Source organism: Kribbella caucasensis (genome assembly GCF_004361855.1).
GTDB classification, from domain to species: domain Bacteria; phylum Actinomycetota; class Actinomycetes; order Propionibacteriales; family Kribbellaceae; genus Kribbella; species Kribbella caucasensis.
This window is the reverse complement of record NZ_SNWQ01000008.1, coordinates 22928-41952: the sequence shown is the minus strand read 5'-3', so window position 1 is coordinate 41952 and position 19025 is coordinate 22928. Positions and strand designations below refer to the sequence as shown.

The 19025-nt window shown below is 68.2% G+C and carries 18 protein-coding genes; 10 read left to right on the top strand and 8 right to left on the bottom strand.

Annotated elements, in window-relative coordinates:
• Nucleotides 1-8: 8 nt before the first annotated feature.
• The gene (locus EV643_RS17660; RefSeq protein WP_133801188.1) at nucleotides 9-1907 is read right to left on the bottom strand and encodes a DUF2264 domain-containing protein; all 1899 of its coding nucleotides are present in this window, start codon (nucleotides 1905-1907) and stop codon (nucleotides 9-11) included.
• Nucleotides 1907-2932, bottom strand: a complete 1026-nt coding sequence (locus tag EV643_RS17655) for a hydroxyacid dehydrogenase (RefSeq protein WP_238165646.1) — start codon at nucleotides 2930-2932, stop codon at nucleotides 1907-1909. Before EV643_RS17655 ends, EV643_RS17660 begins: the two co-directional genes overlap by 1 nt.
• 184 nt (nucleotides 2933-3116) lie before the next feature.
• Here EV643_RS17655 and EV643_RS17650 point away from each other — a divergent pair, with 184 nt between their 5' ends.
• On the top strand, nucleotides 3117-4031 hold the full coding sequence (locus EV643_RS17650; RefSeq protein WP_133801187.1) for a proteasome assembly chaperone family protein: 915 nt from the start codon (nucleotides 3117-3119) through the stop codon (nucleotides 4029-4031).
• Nucleotides 4032-4078: 47 nt separating this feature from the next.
• Here EV643_RS17650 and EV643_RS17645 read toward each other — a convergent pair whose 3' ends face one another.
• On the bottom strand, nucleotides 4079-4537 hold the full coding sequence (locus EV643_RS17645; protein WP_133801186.1) for a DoxX family protein: 459 nt from the start codon (nucleotides 4535-4537) through the stop codon (nucleotides 4079-4081).
• 148 nt (nucleotides 4538-4685) lie between these two features.
• Here EV643_RS17645 and EV643_RS17640 point away from each other — a divergent pair, with 148 nt between their 5' ends.
• On the top strand, nucleotides 4686-5540 hold the full coding sequence (locus EV643_RS17640; RefSeq protein WP_133801185.1) for an acyl-CoA thioesterase: 855 nt from the start codon (nucleotides 4686-4688) through the stop codon (nucleotides 5538-5540).
• 16 nt (nucleotides 5541-5556) lie between these two features.
• Here the strand turns inward: EV643_RS17640 and EV643_RS17635 are convergent, their stop codons facing one another.
• Nucleotides 5557-6915: an aminotransferase class I/II-fold pyridoxal phosphate-dependent enzyme gene (locus tag EV643_RS17635; protein ID WP_166665475.1), complete on the bottom strand. Its 1359-nt coding sequence runs from the start codon at nucleotides 6913-6915 to the stop codon at nucleotides 5557-5559.
• Nucleotides 6916-7064: 149 nt separating this feature from the next.
• On the opposite strand from EV643_RS17635, the gene EV643_RS17630 reads away from it, so the two are divergent.
• From EV643_RS17630 to thrS, 6 genes are all read left to right on the top strand, one after another.
• Nucleotides 7065-8024 carry a substrate-binding domain-containing protein gene (locus EV643_RS17630; protein WP_133801183.1) on the top strand — a complete coding sequence of 320 codons (960 nt, stop codon included), beginning with the start codon at nucleotides 7065-7067 and terminating at the stop codon, nucleotides 8022-8024.
• Nucleotides 8021-8854 carry a deaminated glutathione amidase gene (locus EV643_RS17625; protein WP_202869600.1) on the top strand — a complete coding sequence of 278 codons (834 nt, stop codon included), beginning with the start codon at nucleotides 8021-8023 and terminating at the stop codon, nucleotides 8852-8854. Before EV643_RS17630 ends, EV643_RS17625 begins: the two co-directional genes overlap by 4 nt.
• Before the next feature lie 11 nt (nucleotides 8855-8865).
• On the top strand, nucleotides 8866-9798 hold the full coding sequence (locus EV643_RS17620) for an ABC transporter substrate-binding protein (protein ID WP_202869599.1): 933 nt from the start codon (nucleotides 8866-8868) through the stop codon (nucleotides 9796-9798).
• A 2-nt stretch (nucleotides 9799-9800) separates the two neighbouring features.
• Nucleotides 9801-10736, top strand: a complete 936-nt coding sequence (locus EV643_RS17615; protein ID WP_133801182.1) for an amino acid ABC transporter permease — start codon at nucleotides 9801-9803, stop codon at nucleotides 10734-10736.
• Nucleotides 10733-11497: an amino acid ABC transporter ATP-binding protein gene (locus EV643_RS17610; protein WP_133801181.1), complete on the top strand. Its 765-nt coding sequence runs from the start codon at nucleotides 10733-10735 to the stop codon at nucleotides 11495-11497. Before EV643_RS17615 ends, EV643_RS17610 begins: the two co-directional genes overlap by 4 nt.
• Before the next feature lie 117 nt (nucleotides 11498-11614).
• Complete coding sequence (gene thrS, locus EV643_RS17605) at nucleotides 11615-12904, top strand: threonine--tRNA ligase (protein WP_370452298.1); 1290 nt, start codon at nucleotides 11615-11617, stop codon at nucleotides 12902-12904.
• 298 nt (nucleotides 12905-13202) lie between these two features.
• Here the strand turns inward: thrS and EV643_RS17600 are convergent, their stop codons facing one another.
• Both EV643_RS17600 and EV643_RS17595 read right to left on the bottom strand, forming a co-directional pair.
• Nucleotides 13203-14576, bottom strand: coding sequence for an MFS transporter (locus tag EV643_RS17600; RefSeq protein ID WP_133801179.1), 1374 nt, complete (start codon nucleotides 14574-14576; stop codon nucleotides 13203-13205).
• A gap of 66 nt (nucleotides 14577-14642) precedes the next feature.
• Nucleotides 14643-15395, bottom strand: coding sequence for a glycerophosphodiester phosphodiesterase family protein (locus tag EV643_RS17595; RefSeq protein WP_202869598.1), 753 nt, complete (start codon nucleotides 15393-15395; stop codon nucleotides 14643-14645).
• Between the two features lie 26 nt (nucleotides 15396-15421).
• Here EV643_RS17595 and EV643_RS17590 point away from each other — a divergent pair, with 26 nt between their 5' ends.
• Both EV643_RS17590 and EV643_RS17585 read left to right on the top strand, forming a co-directional pair.
• The gene (locus tag EV643_RS17590) at nucleotides 15422-16555 is read left to right on the top strand and encodes an aminotransferase class I/II-fold pyridoxal phosphate-dependent enzyme (protein WP_133801178.1); all 1134 of its coding nucleotides are present in this window, start codon (nucleotides 15422-15424) and stop codon (nucleotides 16553-16555) included.
• Nucleotides 16556-16614: 59 nt separating this feature from the next.
• Complete coding sequence (locus EV643_RS17585; protein WP_133801177.1) at nucleotides 16615-17253, top strand: class I SAM-dependent DNA methyltransferase; 639 nt, start codon at nucleotides 16615-16617, stop codon at nucleotides 17251-17253.
• Here the strand turns inward: EV643_RS17585 and EV643_RS17580 are convergent.
• The gene (locus EV643_RS17580; protein WP_133801176.1) at nucleotides 17250-18101 is read right to left on the bottom strand and encodes a carbohydrate ABC transporter permease; all 852 of its coding nucleotides are present in this window, start codon (nucleotides 18099-18101) and stop codon (nucleotides 17250-17252) included. The two genes, EV643_RS17585 and EV643_RS17580, sit on opposite strands and share 4 nt — an antisense overlap.
• Nucleotides 18098-19024: a carbohydrate ABC transporter permease gene (locus EV643_RS17575; protein WP_238165645.1), complete on the bottom strand. Its 927-nt coding sequence runs from the start codon at nucleotides 19022-19024 to the stop codon at nucleotides 18098-18100. Before EV643_RS17575 ends, EV643_RS17580 begins: the two co-directional genes overlap by 4 nt.
• Nucleotide 19025 lies beyond the last annotated feature (1 nt).

Below are 19025 nucleotides of genomic sequence, written 5' to 3'. Positions count from 1 at the left end.
CACCCCGGTCAGCGGCTCCCCAGGCGGACGATCTCAGCATCGCCACCGGGAAGTGTGATGGTGATCTCGCGACCCTCGACGGTGACCTGGATCGCGTCCGCGAGACCCTCCGGTGGGATCGCGTCACGGGTCAGCAACACAGCGTGCACAAGGACTTTCGGCTCACCGTCGTGCCCGGCGGTCAGGTACGGCGTGGCCGAGTGCGGGCCGAACGCGTTCACCCCGAATCCCCGGTGCACACCCGCTTCGGCGTACCCGTGCAGGCCGACGACTGCGGACATCAACCCGTCGTCGTTCCGCGCGCTCGCCCACCCCGATCCAGCGGTTGCTTCAGGCAAGGACTCGCCCGCGACGGCGTACCCACCACTGCGCACCAGCGCACCGGCCGGTCCGTCCACCAGGGCGCACCTGATCTCCCAACCGCCGTGCACGACCGAGACGGTCTCGATCGGCCACGGACCGTCGGCGCCCAGCCACGCCTTGTGCCAGGACCCGGCCGTCCGCGACCCGATCCCAAGCCGACGGATCCGCCCGCGCGTGCTGGACCGGCCCTGCGCGTCGACGAGCGAGATCAGGTTGTCGATCCGCGGGGCGTTGTCGGCGAGATCCGGTCCCGCGTGGCTCGCGTACGCCAACCGGTCGTAGTGCGAGTCGACAGCCGGCTCCACGCCGTCCGGCTCGGCAAGGGGTGCCTTGTCGGAGCCGTGGTTGATCAGTCGCACCACCTGGTCGTGCCGGCTCGCGTGCACGATCCACCCAGGCGCCGGCATCGCACGGACCTGGTCCGCATCGTCGAGCGGCACGGTCCCTTCCGGATCCGTCCACACCGGGTGCGACGGCGGCAGCAGCAGTCCGATGAACCCCTTGCTGGCCCAGTACGGCGAGCCGGGGCCGGAGTACGACTGGGTGGTCGGCAGGAACGTGTCGTACCAACCGAGAGTGAGCAGTCCGCGCTCATCCGGTACGCCGTGCTGCACGAAGTGACGCGCGATCCCCGAGCAGAGCCGACGCGTCTGCCCCGGCGACAACGGCGAGGCGTCGAGCAGCGCCCCCATCCAGTACGGCGTGGCCGCCGCCATCCGATATGTCAGCGAACGCCCCTGGTACACCGGCGCACCGTCGTTCCCGACCAGGTGGACCGCGTCCTCCAGGAACAGCACGATCCGCTCCCGGTAGACCTTCAGCCGGTCCTCGTACTCCGTTCCCGGGGTGGCCGCCGCCATCCGGGTCCAGAGACCGGGGTACAGGTGCATGGCCCAGCCGATGTAGTTGTCGAAGGCCTGCCCGTCTCCGTCGGAGTACCAGCCGTCGCCGACGTACCAGTCCTCGATCCGGTCGAGGCCGCCCTCGATGTCCTCCCTCGAGTACGGCGCGCCGACGGACGCGAGGAACTGCTCGCTGACGACCTGGAACAACCGCCAGTTGTTGTCGTGCGTGGTCGATCCGATGAACCCGCCGAGCCATTCCGCGACGTGTTCCTGGGCGCGGGTGTCGAGCCGTTCCCAGATCCACTCGCGGGTCTCGTGCAAAGCGACCGCGATCGCCGCGGCCTCGACCATCTGCTGCGACCGCGGGGTGAGCCGCAGCCAGGCCTCCGGGTGGTCCGGGTTCGCGCCGTTGGCGACACCACGGGCGTACCGCTCGATCAGCTTCTCGCAACCCTGGCCCTGGACCCCGCCGATCCGGAACGCGGCCAGCATGAATGACCGAGCGAACCCCTCGAGCTCGTCCGACGCCGCACCCGAGCGGCTCAGCCGGCCGGGCAGGACGACGCGAGCGGCGCCGGGGGAGAAGTACGGCACCAGCGAGTCGAGCAAATGGTCGGCGAGGGCCTCCCAGTGGGCCCGGACCCAGCCGGTCTGGCGGGACAACACACGATCGGTATCAGGCAGGACGAGGCGGCTCATCAAGCGATCCTTCCTAGGTCTTCCGGGCTGATGGCGTGTTGGAGGGGTTGGCCGGTGGCGAGGCGTTCGATCTCGCCGACCGCGAGCTCGCCGAGGCGGGCGACCTCGTTGCCGACCGCACCGGCCGAATGCGGGGTGATGAAGACGTTGGGCAGGTCGAAGAGCTTCGAGTCCGGCGGCAGTGGTTCGGGGTCGGTCACGTCGAGGACGGCGTCGATCCGGCCGGCGACGCACTCGCGCTCGAGCGCGTCGGCGTCGATGATCTTGCCGCGAGCGGTGTTGATCAGCACCGACCCGTCGCGGAGCAGACCGAGCAGCCGCCCGTCCACGAGCCCGACGGTCTCGGGCAGCAGCGGCGCGTGCACGCTCAGGACGTCGCTGCGGCTGAACAGGTCGTCGAGCCCGACCAGGTCGGCGCCGAGCGCGGCGGCGTCAGTGGCGGACAGATACGGATCACTGATCAGTACTTCGAGGTCGAAGCCGCGCAGTCGTTCGGCGACCATCCGGCCGATCCGCGAGGCGCCGAGCAGCCCGACGGTCGTGCGGTAGTTCCCCGGCGCGCTGGTCGGATCCGGCCGCCGCCTGGTCGCCTTGTACTCCGCGTTGAGGCGGAAGGCCCGTTTTCCGCTCATCACGATCGCCGCGACGGTGAACTCGGCCACCGGCAACGCGTTCGCCACGACCGCCGACGACACCTGGATGCCGCGTTCGAACGCGACCGGTGAGACGAAGCCCTTCACCGAGCCGGCCGCGTGCACGATCGCTCGCAGTTTCGGGGCCGCGTCGAGCACTTCCGGCGTGATCTGCGGGCAGCCCCAACCCGTGAGTAGCACCTCGACGTCGGCCAAGGCGGCCCGGATCGCGGGGTCGTCGAGGAAGGTGCGGTCGGCCTGCACCCGCAGTACCTGAGCGACCTTTTCGAGACGGTCGCGGACCGGCGGGATCAGCACGCGGGACCGGCCGGGCTCCTTCATCGCCAGCAGCACGGTGAGCCGATCGGGGGCGGAGACAGGGTCAATGCGCACAACAGCAACCTAGCAAGCGCTTTCCAAAACCGCTTCCCCTGCCTGGCGCCGTGTCAGGAACCGGACAGCCGGAAGAAAGATCCGGGCAGCCGGAATTCCTGCCCGGAGCGAGGGCGTTGACTGAGGAGAAGGCAGGATAGAGGTGCCTACCCCGCCCTGTTGGCCACTGTGAAGGAGAACGACGATGCTGCGACCGGACGACCTCTACGAGATCGTCGACGAGTCGGTGGCGACCGGACCGGCGGCCGCGCCGAAGGTGCTGGTGCATTCGCTCGACGGGTTCATGGACGCCGGCCAGGCCGGCCGGGTGACCGCCGACCACCTGCTCGAGGTGCTGGACCACAAGCTGCTGGCCCGCTTCGACGTCGATCTTCTGCACGACTACCGGGCCCGTCGGCCCGAGGTGACGTTCGCCGAGGACCGGTTCATCGACTACACGCCGCCGCAGCTGAATCTGCACCTGCTGACGGACGACGCGGGCGTCGAGTTCCTGCTGCTCGAAGGCGCCGAGCCGGACAACCACTGGAACCGGTTCGCCGGGGCCGTCCGCCAGCTGATCGAGCTGTACAACGTGACGCTCACGATCGGCGTCCACGGCATCCCGATGGGGGTGCCGCACACCCGCCCGCTCGGCATGACCGCGCACGCGACCCGGCCGGAGCTGGTCACCCGCTCGAACATCTGGGACGGCGAGATGCGGCTGCCCGCGAGCGCCGGGACGATGCTGCAGGTCCGTCTCGGTGAGGCGGGCAAGGACGCGATGGGCTTCGCCGTGCACGTGCCGCACTACCTGGCCGAGAACCGGTTCCCGGGTGCCGCGCTGGCGCTCGTGCACGCGATCTCCGCGGCGACCGGCCTGCTGCTCCCTAGCAAGGCGCTGCTCGACGAGGCCGCGGTCACCGGCCGGATGGTCGACGAGCAGGTCGAGCAGTCAGAGGACGCGGCCGCTGTGGTGAGCGCGCTGGAAACGCAGTACGACGCCGCCGCGGGCTCGGTCAGCCGTGGCAGCCTGCTGGCCGGCTCTACGCCGTCGGCCGAGGAGCTGGGCGCCGAGGTCGAACAGTTCCTCGCCGAGCTGAACCGCGACGACGACAACTGAGACTTGCGTGCTGAAGGGGCCCCGTGCGCGGGGCCCCTTCAGCACGTTCAGGCGTGGACTGCTGAGCGTGAGCCCGAGGAGGAGCGGGTCAGGAAGCGGTCGACGGCGATCTTGCCGGGCCCGGTGACGGCGAGGGTGAGCGAGAGCAGGCCGAGGATGACGACGAGCTCCCAGCCGCCTTCCGCGACGAACACGCCGTTCGACACATGGACGAAGAGGAACGCGCCGGCCATGTCGAGGGCCAGCAGCACGCCGGCCACGGTGGTCAGGGCGCCCAGGATCAGCGCGGCGCCGCCGACGAGCTCGACCGCGGCCGCGTAGTACGCGGACAGCGTCGGGGCCGGCACGCCCATCTGGTCGAATGCGGCCGCGGTCTTGTCCAGGCCGTTGGTGCTGAACTTCTGCCACCCGTGCGCGATGAACACGATGCCCAGACCGACCCTGGCGAGCAGCAGGACCAGGTCGCGGGCGGCGTGGACGGGGCGGATCGGCGATACGGGACTCACAGGCGAACTCCTCGGCTAGTTGATGGTTGAGCGTTCAATTATAGGCTACCGGCGGCAACCGAAAGCTCACCGAAAACCCCGGAGTGAGAGAAGCCACAGCCGGTACTGCGCAGCGCGGATGGCGGGGCGCGACCTGTCAGGATGGGGCATGCCCGAATCCCTGGAGGATCTGGTCGACCTGCTCGACCTGGAGATGATCGACGTCGACCTGTTCCGTGGCCGGCAGCCGGAGACCGCCCTTCAACGGGTGTTCGGGGGACAGGTGCTCGGCCAGGCGCTGGCCGCGGCCGCCCGGACCGTCGAGCCGGAGCGGATCGTGCACTCGCTGCATGGCTACTTCCTGCGTCCCGGCGACACCGGCGTACCGATCGTCTACCGGCCGGAACCGACCAGGGACGGCAAGACGTTCAGCAGCCGGCGCGTCGTCGCGTCCCAGCACGGCCAGCCGATCTTCTACATGTCCGCGTCGTTCCAGCGACCCGAGCCCGGCCTGGACCATCAGGACCCGACGCCGGATGACCTGGTCCCGCCGGAGGAGGCGCCGACGCTCGCCTCGGTGCTGGAAGCCGCCTCGAGCCGCAAGGCCGACGACTGGAACCGCGAGTGGGCCGCGCTAGACGTCCGGCTGGCCGGCGTGACTGGCCGGCAGTTCTGGATCCGGGCCGCCGGCAAGCTTTCCGACGAACCGTCCTTACACGCCTGCGTTCTCGCCTACGCCAGCGACCTGACGTTGCTCGGGGCAAGCTTGTTGCCACATGGCCTGATCATCGGCGATCGGCGGATCCAGCCGGCCTCTCTCGACCACGCCCTCTGGTTCCACCGCCCGTTCCGCGCCGACGAGTGGCTGCTCTACGACCAAGCGTCGCCGTCGGCCTCCGGCGCTCGCGGCTTCGCCACCGGCCGCCTCTTCACCGAAGACGGCCGCCTGATCGCCTCCGTCGCCCAAGAAGGCCTGATCCGCCCAATCGGCCTGGACCTGGACGAAGACGAGAACGACGCCTAGGGCAACAATCCGCCGGCTAGCGGGCCTGGACGGCGAGGGCGATCGCGGCCGCGACTCGCTCCGGTTCGGGAATCTCCAGGCCGATCGCGACCCGGATCGCGGGCGGTCCTGGCCTGGTCCAGCTCGCGCCTGCGCCGGCGACCGCGATCCCATGCGAGGCCAGCACCAGCAGTGCCTCGTGCTCGCTCAGCACCGGAACCCAGACCGCCAGCCCGTCCACCCCATCGGACTCGACCCCCTGGACCTTCAACAACCCGATCAACTGTTCCCGCCGTTCCTGGTACGCCGTCCGTGCCCGGTCGACCGCGACCTTGGTGTCCTCGTCCATCAGCAACCAGGCCAGCGCGTTCTGCAGGAACCGGCTCGTCCAGCCCGAACCGAACTGCCGATAGACCCTGACGCGTTCGATCGGTTCCGCGGCGCCGGCCATGATGCCGAGCCGTAGATCGGGGGAGTGGGACTTCGAGTAACTGCGGACCAGGACGCTCCGCTCGGGCAGCGCCGCCGCCACCCCGTAGTACGGGAAGGCGCTCAGCTCGCCGAGGCCGTCGTCCTCGATCACCAACGTGTCCGTGCCGGCGAGCAACGACACCAGTTCGTCCCGGCGCTCGGGTGTCACCGAGGCGCCGAGACGCGAACTGCTCCGAGGCTCGTAGACGAAGGCAACGGGATCGCTCCGCAGCGCCTCCCGCAACGACGCCGGCACCGGCCCGTCCTGATCCGTCGCCACCGGGATCGCGCGGGCTCCGACGTTGTCGAGGATGTCGAGCAGCCGGGGCGTGGCCGGCTCCTCGATGGCGACGTACTCGCCGGGGACGACCGTGGTGCGCAGGAGCAGCAGCAGGCCTTCGTACCCACCGCTCACGCACATCCAGTGCTCGGCGGGGAACGGCCAGCTTTCCTCGGCGGCCGCGCGCAGCGGGTCGCTGATCGACACGACCTCGTACGAATGCACCGACGGATCGCGGAGCGCGTGCTGGAAGGCAGTCGACAGGTCCGGCATCAACAGCGGATCGGGCACCGCCCGGGTCAGGTTGAGCGTCTGGTTCGGCCAGAGCCGGGAGACGTTCTCGTACCGCGCCGGCCGGGGAACCGCGAGGCCGCCGAGCACCCAGGTGCCCTGCCGGCCACCACCGGCCAGGACCCGCTGTTTCCGCAAGGTCATCCAGGCCGCGGACACCGTGGCAGGGCTGACATCGAGCCGGGGCGCCAGCGCTCGAACGGTCGGCAACCGCGTCTGCGGAGCCAGGTCGCCATGCCGGACGAGCCGGGCGATCGAGGCGGCGATCCCGGCCGCGCTGGCTTCGTCGATCTGCTCGGCCAGCCACGCCGACGAGACGGTCGGACCGTCCTGCGGCGGAACGTCCTCGGCCACCAGCGACTCCCTCACTTTTTGATCAGTAACATTTGAACTCATTGTTCGACCCCTAGGGCTGTACATAGGCTACCGCGCAATCGGCCCGCGACATCGTCGTCGCGGCCACCACCCCGCAGAGACATTTCGGTAGCGGAGGAAGCAGCCACGTGACGTTGAAGCTCGGCGTTCGCCAGTGGGACCACGTCGTCCCCATCGCCCTCGGCGACGTCCCCAGCCCGGGTCTCACCCTGACCCGGCTCGAGAGCACGCCCGATCTCTGGACCAGCCCCGGCTACGACGGCGGTGAGACGTCGTTCAGCCGGTATGTCCGGGCCCGGGCGGCCGGCGACGACCGCGTCGTGGCGTTGCCGGTCTTCCTGATGCGCGGATTCCGGCATCGCTGCATCATCGTCCGCCAGGACTCGGCGGCCGAGGACGCGGCGGATCTCAAGGGCGCCCGGATCGGCCTGACCGGCTGGCCGGACAGCGGCAACACGTGGACCCGCGCGATCCTGCTCGATGCCGGTGTCGGCATCCACGACGCGGACTGGCAGGTCGGTCCGCTCACCGCGGCGCACCCGGTCGTGGACCGGATCGGCGGAGTCACCGTCGGCGACAACGTCCGGCACACGCCCGACGATGCTCCGCTGACGGATCTCCTGCTGGCCGGTGAGCTGGACGCGGTCATGACACCGTTCATGCCCACGGGCTTCCATGCGCAGGACTCGGGCCTGCGCACGCTCTTCCGTGACACCCGACGGGCAGAGCAGGAGTACTACGCGCGGCTCGGCTTCATTCCCGGCATCCACTTGCTCGCCCTGCGTTCCGAAGTACTCGCAGACCGTCCGGAGCTTGCTCAGCAGTTGGTCGATCTGTTCGAGTCCGCCAAACAGCTGAGTTACCTTCGCCGGAACAAGCTGATGGACGTCACGCCCTGGCACAACGAGGAAGTTGCGGTCACGGCCCGCGTTTTCGGGCCGGACTGGATGCCGTACGGCGTGTCCGCGGACCGGCGGATGGTCGCCGCCTTCCAGGAACAACTCGTCGCCCAGGAGTTGCTCACCGCGCCGGTCCCGGCCGGCGACCTGTTCCCGTATTCCATCGATCCCCTGGAGAAGACCGCATGAACACGCAGGCCGTCCTGAAGACAGCGGCCGCCCAGTTCGTCGCCAGTGTCGACTGGCAGGAGAACCTGGCCACCGCCGAGGCCTTGATCAAGCAGGCTGATGCCGACGGCATCGATCTCCTCGTCCTGCCCGAGGGGGTGCTGGCCCGCTTCATCGAGGAGCGCGAGCGCATCCGCGACCACGCGCAGCCGCTCAGCGGTCCGTTCGTGACCGGTCTGCGCGCGGCCACCGACGGCCTCGACGTGACGGTCGTGGTCGGCATCCATGAGATCTCGCAGTACGAGAAGCCGTACAACACCCTCGTCGTACTGCGGGACGGCGAGATCACCGGGCTCTACCGGAAGCTGCACCTGTACGACGCGTTCAGTCAACTGGAGTCCGACAACGTGACACCGGCCGAGGTGGTTCCCGAACTGATCGACGTCAACGGATTCAAGGTCGGCCTGATGACCTGTTACGACGTGCGATTCCCGGAGCTGGCCCGACTGCTCACGCTCGCCGGCGCCGACGTACTCGTCCTGCCTGCCGCCTGGGTGAAGGGACCGCTCAAGGAACACCATTGGCGGACCTCCGTCACCGCTCGCGCACTGGACAACACCGTGTACGTCGTCGCCAGCGGCGAGTGCGGACAACGCAACATCGGCCAGAGCCTGATCGTCGATCCGCTCGGTGTCACGATCGCCCAGGCCGCCGAGGAGCCGGCCACCATCACCGCCGTGCTCTCCAAGCAGCGACTGTCGGACGCCCGCGACCGCCTGCCCGTACTGCGGAATCGGCGCTTCACCGTCGATCCGTCCCCACGTCCCCTCGAAGCCGTACGAACCCCCTGAAAGGAGCGGACGTGTCTGCTCATCGCAAGTCCGCGCTGGCCCTGCTGGCCGCCGGCACCCTGGTGCTGACCGCCTGCACCGCCGACCCGGTCGAGACCGATACCAGCGCCAACGCCAAGCCCGGCGCCGCGATCCCGCAGCAGCAGGTCGACCAGGAGCTGCGGGCCAAACTGCCGGAGAAGATCCGGACCGCCGGCAAGATCGTTGCCGTCAACAACGGATCGTTCCCGCCCTACGTCATCGTCGGCACCGCCAAGGGCGCCGAGGTCGAGGGCGCCACGGCCGAACTGTCCCAGGCGGTCGGCCAGCTGCTCGGCATCCGGATCGAGCACACCACAGTCGACGGGCTGGCCAGTGTGCTGTCCGGGATGCAGGCCGGCCGCTACGACCTGGACATGGGCCCGACCGGCGACTTCCCCGAACGGCAGAAGCAGGCCACCTTCATCGACTACGTCCAGGAGTACGTCGTCTTCGCCGTACAGAAGGGCAACCCGAAGGGGATCGACGGTCTCGAGACCGCCTGTGGCAAACGGATCGCAGTACAGGCAGCCGGGTCGGCGGAGCGGGTGATCAAGGCCCAGTCCACCAAGTGCACCGGATCCGGCCAGCTGGCCGTCGTGGTGCAGTCGTACAAGGACCAGCCGTCGTCCATCCTGGCCGTTCAGTCGGATCGTGCGGACGCCTTCTTCTCCTCGCAGGCACCGCTGACCTACTTCGTCGCCCAGTCCGGCGGCAAGCTGGAACTGGCCGGGGTCGGCAAGGGCAACGGGTTCGAGGACCTGTTCCAGGGAGCGCTCGTACCGGTCGGGTCGCCGCTGGCCGAGGTCATCCTGGCCTCGCTGGAGAAACTGCATGCCGACGGCACCTATGACGCGATCATGACCAAGTGGGGCCTGGACAAGAACAAGCTGGACAAACCCGGTATCAACCTCGGGAAGAGCTGATCATGGCAGCCTTGGGAGAAGTCCGGGTGTCCGACCTACCCACCTCGGCCGGCCCGGACCTGGACGTCCGGGACGCGTCCCGGCGCAAGCACCCGTGGCGCTGGCTGTCGGCGTTCGTCGTCCTGGTGCTGGCGGCGCAACTGGTGCAGATGCTGATCACCAACGAGAACTTCGGCTGGTCTGTGGTCGCGAGCTGGCTGCGGGCCGAGTCGGTCATCCGAGGTCTCGGCGTCACGTTGATGCTGACCGTGGTCGCGATGGTGATCGGCATCGTGCTCGGCGTACTGCTGGCGGTCTGCCGGATCTCGGCCAACCCGCTGCTGCGCAGTGCGGCCGGGGTCTACATCTGGTTCTTCCGTGGTACGCCGACGCTGGTCCAGCTGATCTTCTTCTACAACCTGTCGGCACTGCTGCCACAGTTGACGATCGGGATCCCGTTCGGCCCGGACTTCGCCAGCTTCGACACGAACACACTGATCACGCCGTTGCTCGCGGCGATCCTCGGCCTCGGCCTGAACGAGGGCGCGTACATGGCTGAGATCGTCCGCGGCGGCCTGCTCTCGGTGGATCCAGGGCAGCGCGAGGCCGGCCAAGCGCTCGGCATGACGAACGGCCGGATCATGAAGCGGATCATCCTGCCGCAGGCGATGCGGTTCATCGTGCCGCCGACCGGCAACCAGGTGATCAGCATGGTGAAGGCCACCGCACTGGTTAGCGTGATCGCGTTGTCCGATCTGCTCTACACCGCGCAGGCGATCTACAACCGGACGTTCGAGACGATCCCGCTGCTGATCGTGGTCTGCCTGTGGTACCTGGCTGTCACGTCCGTGTTGTACGTCGCGCAGTCCTTCATCGAGCGGCACTACAACCGGGGTGCCAGGCACCAGACGGCCAGTTTCTGGGACTACCTGCGGATTCGCCCGAGGAGCCAATCATGAGTACTGCGGTACTGCAGGCGCGTGGAGTCCGGAAGAGCTTCGGGCACACCGAGGTACTGGCCGGGATCGACCTGGACGTCGAGCCGGGCGAGACGGTCGTCGTACTGGGGCCGTCCGGGTCGGGTAAGTCGACCTTCCTGCGGTGCGTCAATCTGCTCGAGTCGCTCGACGCCGGCCGGATCACGGTCGACGGCCGGGATGTCGGGTACGACGTACGGAACGGCCGGCTGCACGAGCTACCGCCGAACGAGCTCGCCCGGCGGCGGCGCGACATCGGCATGGTCTTCCAGCAGTTCAACCTGTTCCCGCACATGACCGCGCTGGAGAACGTCATCGAGGCGCCGGTCGGGGTGAAGGGGGAGCGGCGTGCTGAGGCGGTGGACCGGGCCGTCGCGTTGCTGGCCCAGGTCGGACTGGCCGGGCGGGAGAAGGCATACCCGCGGCAACTTTCCGGCGGGCAACAGCAGCGGGTGGCGATAGCGCGGGCGCTGGCGATGCAGCCGAAGCTGATGCTGTTCGACGAGCCGACGTCGGCGCTCGACCCGGAACTGGTCGGCGAAGTGCTGGTGACGATGCGCGATCTGGCGACCGCGGGACTGACGATGGTGGTGGTCACGCATGAGATCAGCTTCGCCCGGGAGGCGGCCGATCGGGTGGTGTTCATGGACGCCGGTCAGGTGGTGGAACAGGGCCGGCCCGAGCAGGTCATCGACGATCCGCAGCACGAGCGGACCCGGGCGTTCCTGTCCAGGTTCCTCTGATCTGCTAGCTTGGTTGACGTGAAGCAGCGCGCGATTGTGACGACGACGCCGGAGTACGTCCCGGCGCGCTGACTCACGCAGTCTTCCGAAAGCCCCGGGGCGAGTGCCCCGGGGCTTTTGCATGCCGTGGCCACTCGCCCCTTCTCGAAGAGCGAGGAAACCATGTACGACCATCGCAAGCTTGGCCGTGAACTCGGTCTGTTCGATTCCGACCCGTTGATCGGCGCCGGACTGCCGTACTGGCTGCCGGCCGGTGCCGCGATCCGGGAGGCCTTGGAGAGTTACGTCGCCGAGGTCGAACGAAGAGCCGGGTACCAGCGTGTCTACTCGCCGGTGCTCGGTAAGCGTGAGCTGTACGAGATCTCCGGCCACTGGTCGAAGTACAGCGAGGACATGTACCCACCGATGGAGGTAGGCGGGGAGGAACTCGTGCTCCGGCCGAGTCTGTGTCCGCATCATGCGCTGATCTACCGATCCCGTGCCCACAGCTACCGCGAGCTGCCGCTGCGGATCTCCGAACTCGGCGGGCAGTACCGCGCGGAGTTGTCCGGTGTCATCGGCGGGCTGGTGCGGGTGCGCGCGATGCAGCTGAACGACGCGCACATCTTCTGCAGCCTCGACCAGGTCGCCTCGGAGGCAGCCGGCGCCTTGGACCTGATCAACCGGGCCTACCGCGATATGGGGATCGCCGTCGCGCGGTACGTCCTCGCGCTCCCGGACGAGGATGCGAAGATCGGCGATCCGAGCAGCAAGTATGTCGGGGACGCCGCGAGCTGGGCACGGGCCGCGGAGCTGTTGCGCGAGGTGCTCGAGAACGCGGGTCTGGACTACGAGGACGGTCCCGGCGAGGCGGCCTTCTACGGTCCGAAGATCGACCTTCAGCTGGCTGATGCGGCCGGCCGGGAGTTCAGTCTGTCCACCGTCCAGGTCGACTTCCACCAGCCGGAGCGGTTCGGGCTCGAGTACGTCGGTGCCGACGGCAACAAGCATCGGCCGGTGATGGTGCACCGGGCGATCGTCGGCAGCATCGAACGCGCCGTCGCCCAGCTGATCGAGGTGCACGGCGGCGCGTTCCCGGCCTGGCTCGCACCGGTCCAGCTGGTCGTGCTGCCGATCTCCGGCGACGAGGAGAAGTACGCCGCGGAGGTGGCCCGGCGGGGGGTCGATCGCGGCCTGCGGGTCGAGGTCGCGCATGCCGACGAGGGCAGCCTGGGCGCCCGGATCCGGGAGAACCGGCTCGCGCCGTACCAGTTGATCATCGGAGCCCGGGAGGCATCGGACGGCTCGATCGCAGTACGCCACCGAGACGGCAACCAGTCCGCCCCCGCCCACGCGGCCGCCGTACTCGACCACCTCCGAGAGGCCTGCCTACCCCCTTCCCAACAACCCGCTCGTGCCAACCCCTGACCCCGTCCCGCCGTTCAAACCGCCCACCTTGAGCACCCGCCAGTCGTTCCCGGACGCCGTCCCGCCGTTCAAACCGCGACCTTGAGCACCCGCCAGTCGAGTTCAGACGCCGCAGGTGCCTGGTGGGTGCTCAAGGCCGGGGGATGGTTGGCGGGGCTGGCGGCTTTGGGCACCGGCTAGTCGTGGTTTGGCCGTGGAGATGCGCAGTGGGTGCTCAAGGTCGCGGTGGCTGGTCGTGGGGGAGTCGGCTCGTGGGGAGTGCGGGGCAGGAAACCTGCCGGCGGCGAGGGGAGGGGGGTCATACGAGGGTGGGTTGGGTGTTGCCGGCTTCCTCGATTCCTCGGCGCATGTCTACTCGGCTGAGGAGGACGAGGCCGATGACGAAGAAGAGGCCGAGTGCGACGATGGCGGGGCGGTAGGAGCCGGTGATCTGGTGGACGAGGCCGAAGACGAGGGTGCCGAGCCACGACGTACCGCGTTCGCCGGCCTGGTAGAGGCTGAAGTACTCCGCCTCGCGGCCCTTCGGGATCAGCTGGCTGAACGCGGAGCGGGACAGCGCCTGGGTCCCGCCGAGTACGACGCCGATCGCCGCGCCCATCGCCAGGAACGGCACGATCTGCCGCTCCGGCAGCAGGAACCCACAGATCACGATCACCATCCAGATCACCAGCCCGCCCATGATCGTGCGCTGCGAGCCGTACCGCCGGGCGAACCGGCCGAATCCGAGCGCGCCGAAGAAGGCGACGAACTGGACCAGCAGGATGGTCGCGATCAGCACCTGCGTCTCGAACCCGAGCTGCTTCTCGCCGTACGTCGAGGAGACCGAGATGACCGTCTGGATCCCGTCGTTGTAGAAGAGGTAGGCGACCAGGAACAGCAGCGTCACCGGGTACGTCCGCATGTGCTTGATCGTCGCGGCCAACTGGCCGAAGCTCTGCCGGACCAGGTTGCCGCTGCGCACCGGTACGACGGCGACGGGCGGCCGGTTCCGCAGCTTCACGAACGGGATGAAGCTGAAGGCGCCCCACCAGAGTCCCGCGCTGAGCAGGCTGAGCCGGACCGCGGTGCTCTGACTCAACCCGAGGGCGTCGTGCGCGGTGACGACGGCGAGGTTGAGGGTGAGCAGGATGAAGCCGCCGAGGTACCCGAACGCCCAGGCGCGAGAGGAGACGTCGTCGCGGTCGTCTGGTGGGGTGATGTCGATCAGGATCGAGTCGTAGACCACGAGCGACGAGCCGAGGCAGAGGTTGCCGATGAACAGCAGCAGCGCGCCGAGGGCCCAGCGTCCGTCCGCCACGAACACCATGCAGCTCGCCGCCAGCGCACCCGTCCAGGCGAAGCCGCACATCAGCAACTTCTTGCGGGTCAGCCGGTCGGCGATCGCACCGACCACGGGCAGGAACAGCGCGGAGAACAGGGTCGCCACAGTGACGACGTAGAAGGCGAGCGATCCGGGGGAGACGCCGAGGCCGAGGATCTGGAGGTTGGTATGGCACGGGTCTTCCGTCGTTCCGACCCGGCCGCAGGCCGCCTGTTCGGCGACCGAGGTCAGGTACGGCGCGAACAGCACGGTGCCGACAACGGTCACGTAGCCCGAGTTGGCCCAGTCGTACAGGCTGAAGCCCCAGTACTCCCGCTTGTCCACCGCCGCCGGCGCAGAAAGCAATCCCATGCGCCGAAGTCTCTCAGCTCACAGAACCAGAACGTGTCACCTGAGATAACACTTCGGGCCAAATAGTCAGACCCACTGGCCGCGGTCGACGAGGACTTGTTTGAGGAGGTCGGTGCGGTCGGTGATCAGGCCGTCCACTCCGGCGTCGAGGAGGCGGTGCATGATCGCGGGGTCGTCGACGGTCCAGACGTGGACCTGTTTGCCGAGGGCATGGGCTCGGCGGAGCAGGCCGGAGGTGAGCACCTTGAGGCTGCCGAACGACTCGGGGATCTGGAGGCATGCGCCGGACGTGTTGACCCGGAACGGCGTGAACCGGAGCAGCGCGACCTCACGATCCCCGAATCCGGTCGCCAAGCGGTCGCCGAGGGCGCGGCGTACCCCCTGGACCCGGCGCTGGGAGAACGAGGAGACGCACACCCGGTCGATCGCGTTCGTCTTCCGGATCACCTCGACCGCGGGGCCGACGCCGTTGTCTGCCTTGATGTCCAGGTTGAGCCGGGTCTCGGGGAGCTCCTCGAGCACCTCGGTGAGCAGCGGGATCGGCTCCTTCCCGTTGATCCGCGCCTGCTTCACCTCCGACCAGGGCAGCTCCGCGATCACGCCGGTCCGGTCGGTGACCCGGTCGAGCCGCTTGTCGTGGAAGGCAACGACCATCCCGTCGCTGGTGGCGTGCAGGTCCGTCTCGAGGTACCGATAGCCCAGCCCGACCGCGTGCCGGAACGCCCGCAGCGAGTTCTCGTAGCCGATGTTGTCCGGGTGCAACGCGCCACCGCGATGGGCCATGGCGATCGGCCCCCCGTGGTCGAGGTAGGGATACACAACCGGAAGTATGTACCGTTTGCCGGGTGACGGAACTCAGCCCCCGCCCGGACCTGTGGTCCCTCGACCCCACTGTCCTGCACCTCAACCACGGCTCGTACGGCGCGGTGCCCCGCCGGACACAGGAGCTCCAGGCCCTGCTGCGGGCGGAGACCGAGGCGAACCCGATGCTGTGGTTCCGGTCGGTCGCGGACCGGCTGGCCGCAAGCCGTCGCGAGCTCGCCGACTACCTCCACACCGACCCGTCCGGCTTCGCCCTGATCCCGAACGCGAGTGCCGGCGTCACGGTCGCCTTGGCCACGATCCAGATCCCCGCGGGCAGCCGGATCGTCCTGACCAACCACACGTACGGTGCCGTCCGGTACGCCGCTGAGCGGTTCGCCCGGGCCAACCAGGCCGACGTGGTCGTGGTCGACGTACCGCTGGAAGCCGACGACGACACCGTGGTCGCCCTGATCAAGGCCGAGCTGGACGAGCGGACGGCCGCGTTGATCGTGGACCAGATCAGTTCGGCGACCGCGATGGTGTTCCCGATCCGGCGCCTGGTCGAGGCGTGCGACGGGATCCCGGTGATCGTCGACGGTGCGCACGCGCCCGGCCTGATCGACGAGCCGGCCGCCGACGGGGCCGACTTCTGGACCGGGAACTTCCACAAGTGGCCGTCCTCCCTGCGCCCGACCGCCGGACTGGTGGTTGCGGACAAGTGGCGATCCGGGACGCTCCCCCTGATCGTGTCCTGGTCCGAGTACGACGAACGGCTGCCCGAGCGGTTCGACATGCAGGGCACCTACGACTACACGCCGTGGATGGCGGCCCCCGAGTCGCTGAAGGTGCTGGCCGAGTTGGACTGGCCCGTACGCCGGCCGCAGCTGTCGGCCCTGATCGACGAGGGCGCCCGATTGCTGGCCAAGGCGCTCGGTACGGAGTTGCCGGATGTCGCCCACCCGGCGGCGACGATGCGGTTGGTCGAGGTGCCGTTCACGGGGGAGCGATCGCCGGATGCGGGGGAGGCGTTCAAGGTCCGCGTGTCCCGGGAGCTGAAGGCCGAGATCACCTTGACCGGGTTCGACGAGCGGGTGTTCGTCCGGTTGTCCGCGCACGCCTACAACTCGCTCCGCGACTACGAACTACTGGCCGAGCGCCTGCCGACCGTGCTCTGAGTGTGCGCTGAGTGTGCGCTGACGGATCTTGTCGGTGCCGCCGTTTAGGGTCCCGGACCATGACCTCGTATCTGGAGACGACCCGCGCGTCGTACGACACCGCTGCCGTCAGCTACCACAAGATCGTCCGCGAAATGCTCACCGCGAGCCCGTTCAACACAGCCGCACTCGACCTGTTCGCCGAGTTGCTGCCTGACCATGAGGGATCGATCGGCGATCTCGGCTGCGGTACCGGCGTAGTCACTGAGTACCTGACCGCCCTCGGGCTGGACGTGTTCGGCATCGACCTGTCGCCCGGGATGCTCGAGGTCGCGCGGACGGAGTACCCGGATCTCCGCTTCGAGACGGGCAGCCTGCTGGACCTCGATCTGCCCGACGGTCAGCTCGCCGGCGCGCTCGCGTGGTACTCGCTGGTCCACACCCCGCCGGAGGATCTGCCCAAGGTGTTCGCCGAGATCTTCCGCGTGCTGGCGCCGGGCGGCGTCCTCCTGCACGGCTTCAAGGTCGGCACCGGCACCTACCACCTCGACGAGGCCTACGGTCATCCGCTGTCCCTCGATGTCTACCGCTACCAACCGGCCGACATCAACAGCCTCCTGACCGAGGTCGGCTTCGCCGAGGTGGCCACCCTCACCAGCGCCCAACGCGAGAACGAGAAGCAACCGCAGGCGTACCTGCTGGTGCGCAAACCGGACTAGCCCTTGATGGCGCCGGAGGTCATGCCGGCGACGATCTGGCGGTTGAAGAAGAGGAACATGATCAGGGGTGGGATGGTGATCAGGAGGATGTCCATGAACAGCAGGTTGTACTGGGTGCTGAACTGGCCGGAGAAGTTGTAGAGGGTCAGCTGGACGGTCGCGTTCTGGTCGCCGGGGAGGAAGTACAGCGGGTTCACGAAGTCGTTGAACACGTTGACCGACTGGACCACGACGACCGTGATGATGACCGATCTGAGCAGCGGGAAGATGACCCGGAAGAACAGCCGCAACGGCCCGGCGCCGTCGATGATCGCGGCCTCGTCGAGTTCGCGGGGAATGGTCGCGACGAAGGCCCGGAACAGCAGGATGCAGAACGACAACCCGAAGGCGATCTCGATCAGGATCAGCCCGGGCATGGTCTTGAACAGCCCGAGTTTCTGCAGTACCCAGATCGTCGGTACGACGGCCGGCGGGATGATCAGCCCGGACAGCACCAGGAAGTTGATGAAGCCGTTCCACTTGCTCCTCCGCCGCTGCAGCACGAACCCGGCCATCGCCGCCAGAACCACCATGCCGGCCACACTGGCCACGGTCAGGATCGTGCTGTTGATGAAGGCGATCACCAGCATGTAGTCGCGGGCCTTGACCACTTCCACGAAGTTCTGCACGAACTGGAACTGGTGTGGCCAGGTGAAGTCGAGGTCCGCGGCCTGCTGCCGGTCCTTCATCGCGGTAAGCACGATGAAGGCGAACGGGATGACGAAGACCACGACCGAGGACACGATCGCGACCGCGCTGAGCAGGTAGCTCCGGCCCGGTTTGTGGTTGACGAGTTCGGCGGTGCTCACAGGTTCACCTCCTTCCGGTTCAGGAACCACGACAGCGGCAGGACGATCGCGGTGACCACCAGGAACAGGATCACGTTGCCGGCCGTCGACAGGCCGTAGAACCCGGCCTGGTACTGCTTGTAGATCACCGACGAGATCACGTCCGAGGTGAACCCGGGCCCGCCGCGCGTCATCGCCCAGATCAGCTCGAACGACCGCAGGCCGCCGATCAGGGACAAGATGACGACGGTGACGGTGGCCGGCCGGGACAGCGGCAGCACGATCCGCCGGAACGACTCCCACGACCCGGCCCCATCGACCCGGGCCGCCTCCATGTACTCCCGCGGGATCGACACGATGCCGGCGATGTAGATCAGGGTCGCCAGCCCGACGCCCTTCCACACATCGACGAGCGCGATCGACATCAGCGCCCACTTCGGGTCGGTCAGCCAGCCAGGTCCGTCGATGCCGATCACGCCGAGGGCGCCGTTGATCAGGCCCTGCTCGGGGTTCATCAGCACCTGGAACAACAGGCCGACGCCGATGGTGCTGACCAGCACCGGGAAGAAGACGACCGAGCGAAGATACCCGCGGCCGACGATCCGCGACGTAAGCAGGACGGCGAGCAGCAGGCCGAGCACCACCTTGGACCCGGACGTCACCACCGCGAAGATCAAGGTGTTGGTGAAGCCTTTGACCAAGGCCGGCTCCTGGAAGAACAGGACGAAGTTGTCCAGCCCGATGAATTTCGACTCGAACAGGCTCCACCGGGTCAGGCTGTAGTAGAAGGAGGCGAAGGTCGGGACGAGGAACAACACGCTGTAGATCACCGCGGTGGGCAGGTAGAACCAGAACGAGTACGGCGTGTAGAACTTCCCCCCGGCCGCGGGTGCGGCCGGGGTTGCGTCAGAGCGCGACCGCGGGCGGATCGAGGTGATGGTCACC

What these genes read in the sequence shown, in the direction of transcription:
- EV643_RS17660 (WP_133801188.1), bottom strand. Translation starts at nt 1,907, where the DNA reads ATGAGCCGCCTCGTCCTGCCTGATACCGATCGTGTGTTGTCCCGCCAG.
- EV643_RS17610 (WP_133801181.1), top strand. Translation starts at nt 10,733, where the DNA reads ATGAGTACTGCGGTACTGCAGGCGCGTGGAGTCCGGAAGAGCTTCGGG.
- EV643_RS17615 (WP_133801182.1), top strand. Translation starts at nt 9,801, where the DNA reads ATGGCAGCCTTGGGAGAAGTCCGGGTGTCCGACCTACCCACCTCGGCC.
- EV643_RS17640 (WP_133801185.1), top strand. Translation starts at nt 4,686, where the DNA reads ATGCCCGAATCCCTGGAGGATCTGGTCGACCTGCTCGACCTGGAGATG.
- EV643_RS17625 (WP_202869600.1), top strand. Translation starts at nt 8,021, where the DNA reads ATGAACACGCAGGCCGTCCTGAAGACAGCGGCCGCCCAGTTCGTCGCC.
- EV643_RS17650 (WP_133801187.1), top strand. Translation starts at nt 3,117, where the DNA reads ATGCTGCGACCGGACGACCTCTACGAGATCGTCGACGAGTCGGTGGCG.
- EV643_RS17585 (WP_133801177.1), top strand. Translation starts at nt 16,615, where the DNA reads ATGACCTCGTATCTGGAGACGACCCGCGCGTCGTACGACACCGCTGCC.
- EV643_RS17600 (WP_133801179.1), bottom strand. Translation starts at nt 14,576, where the DNA reads ATGGGATTGCTTTCTGCGCCGGCGGCGGTGGACAAGCGGGAGTACTGG.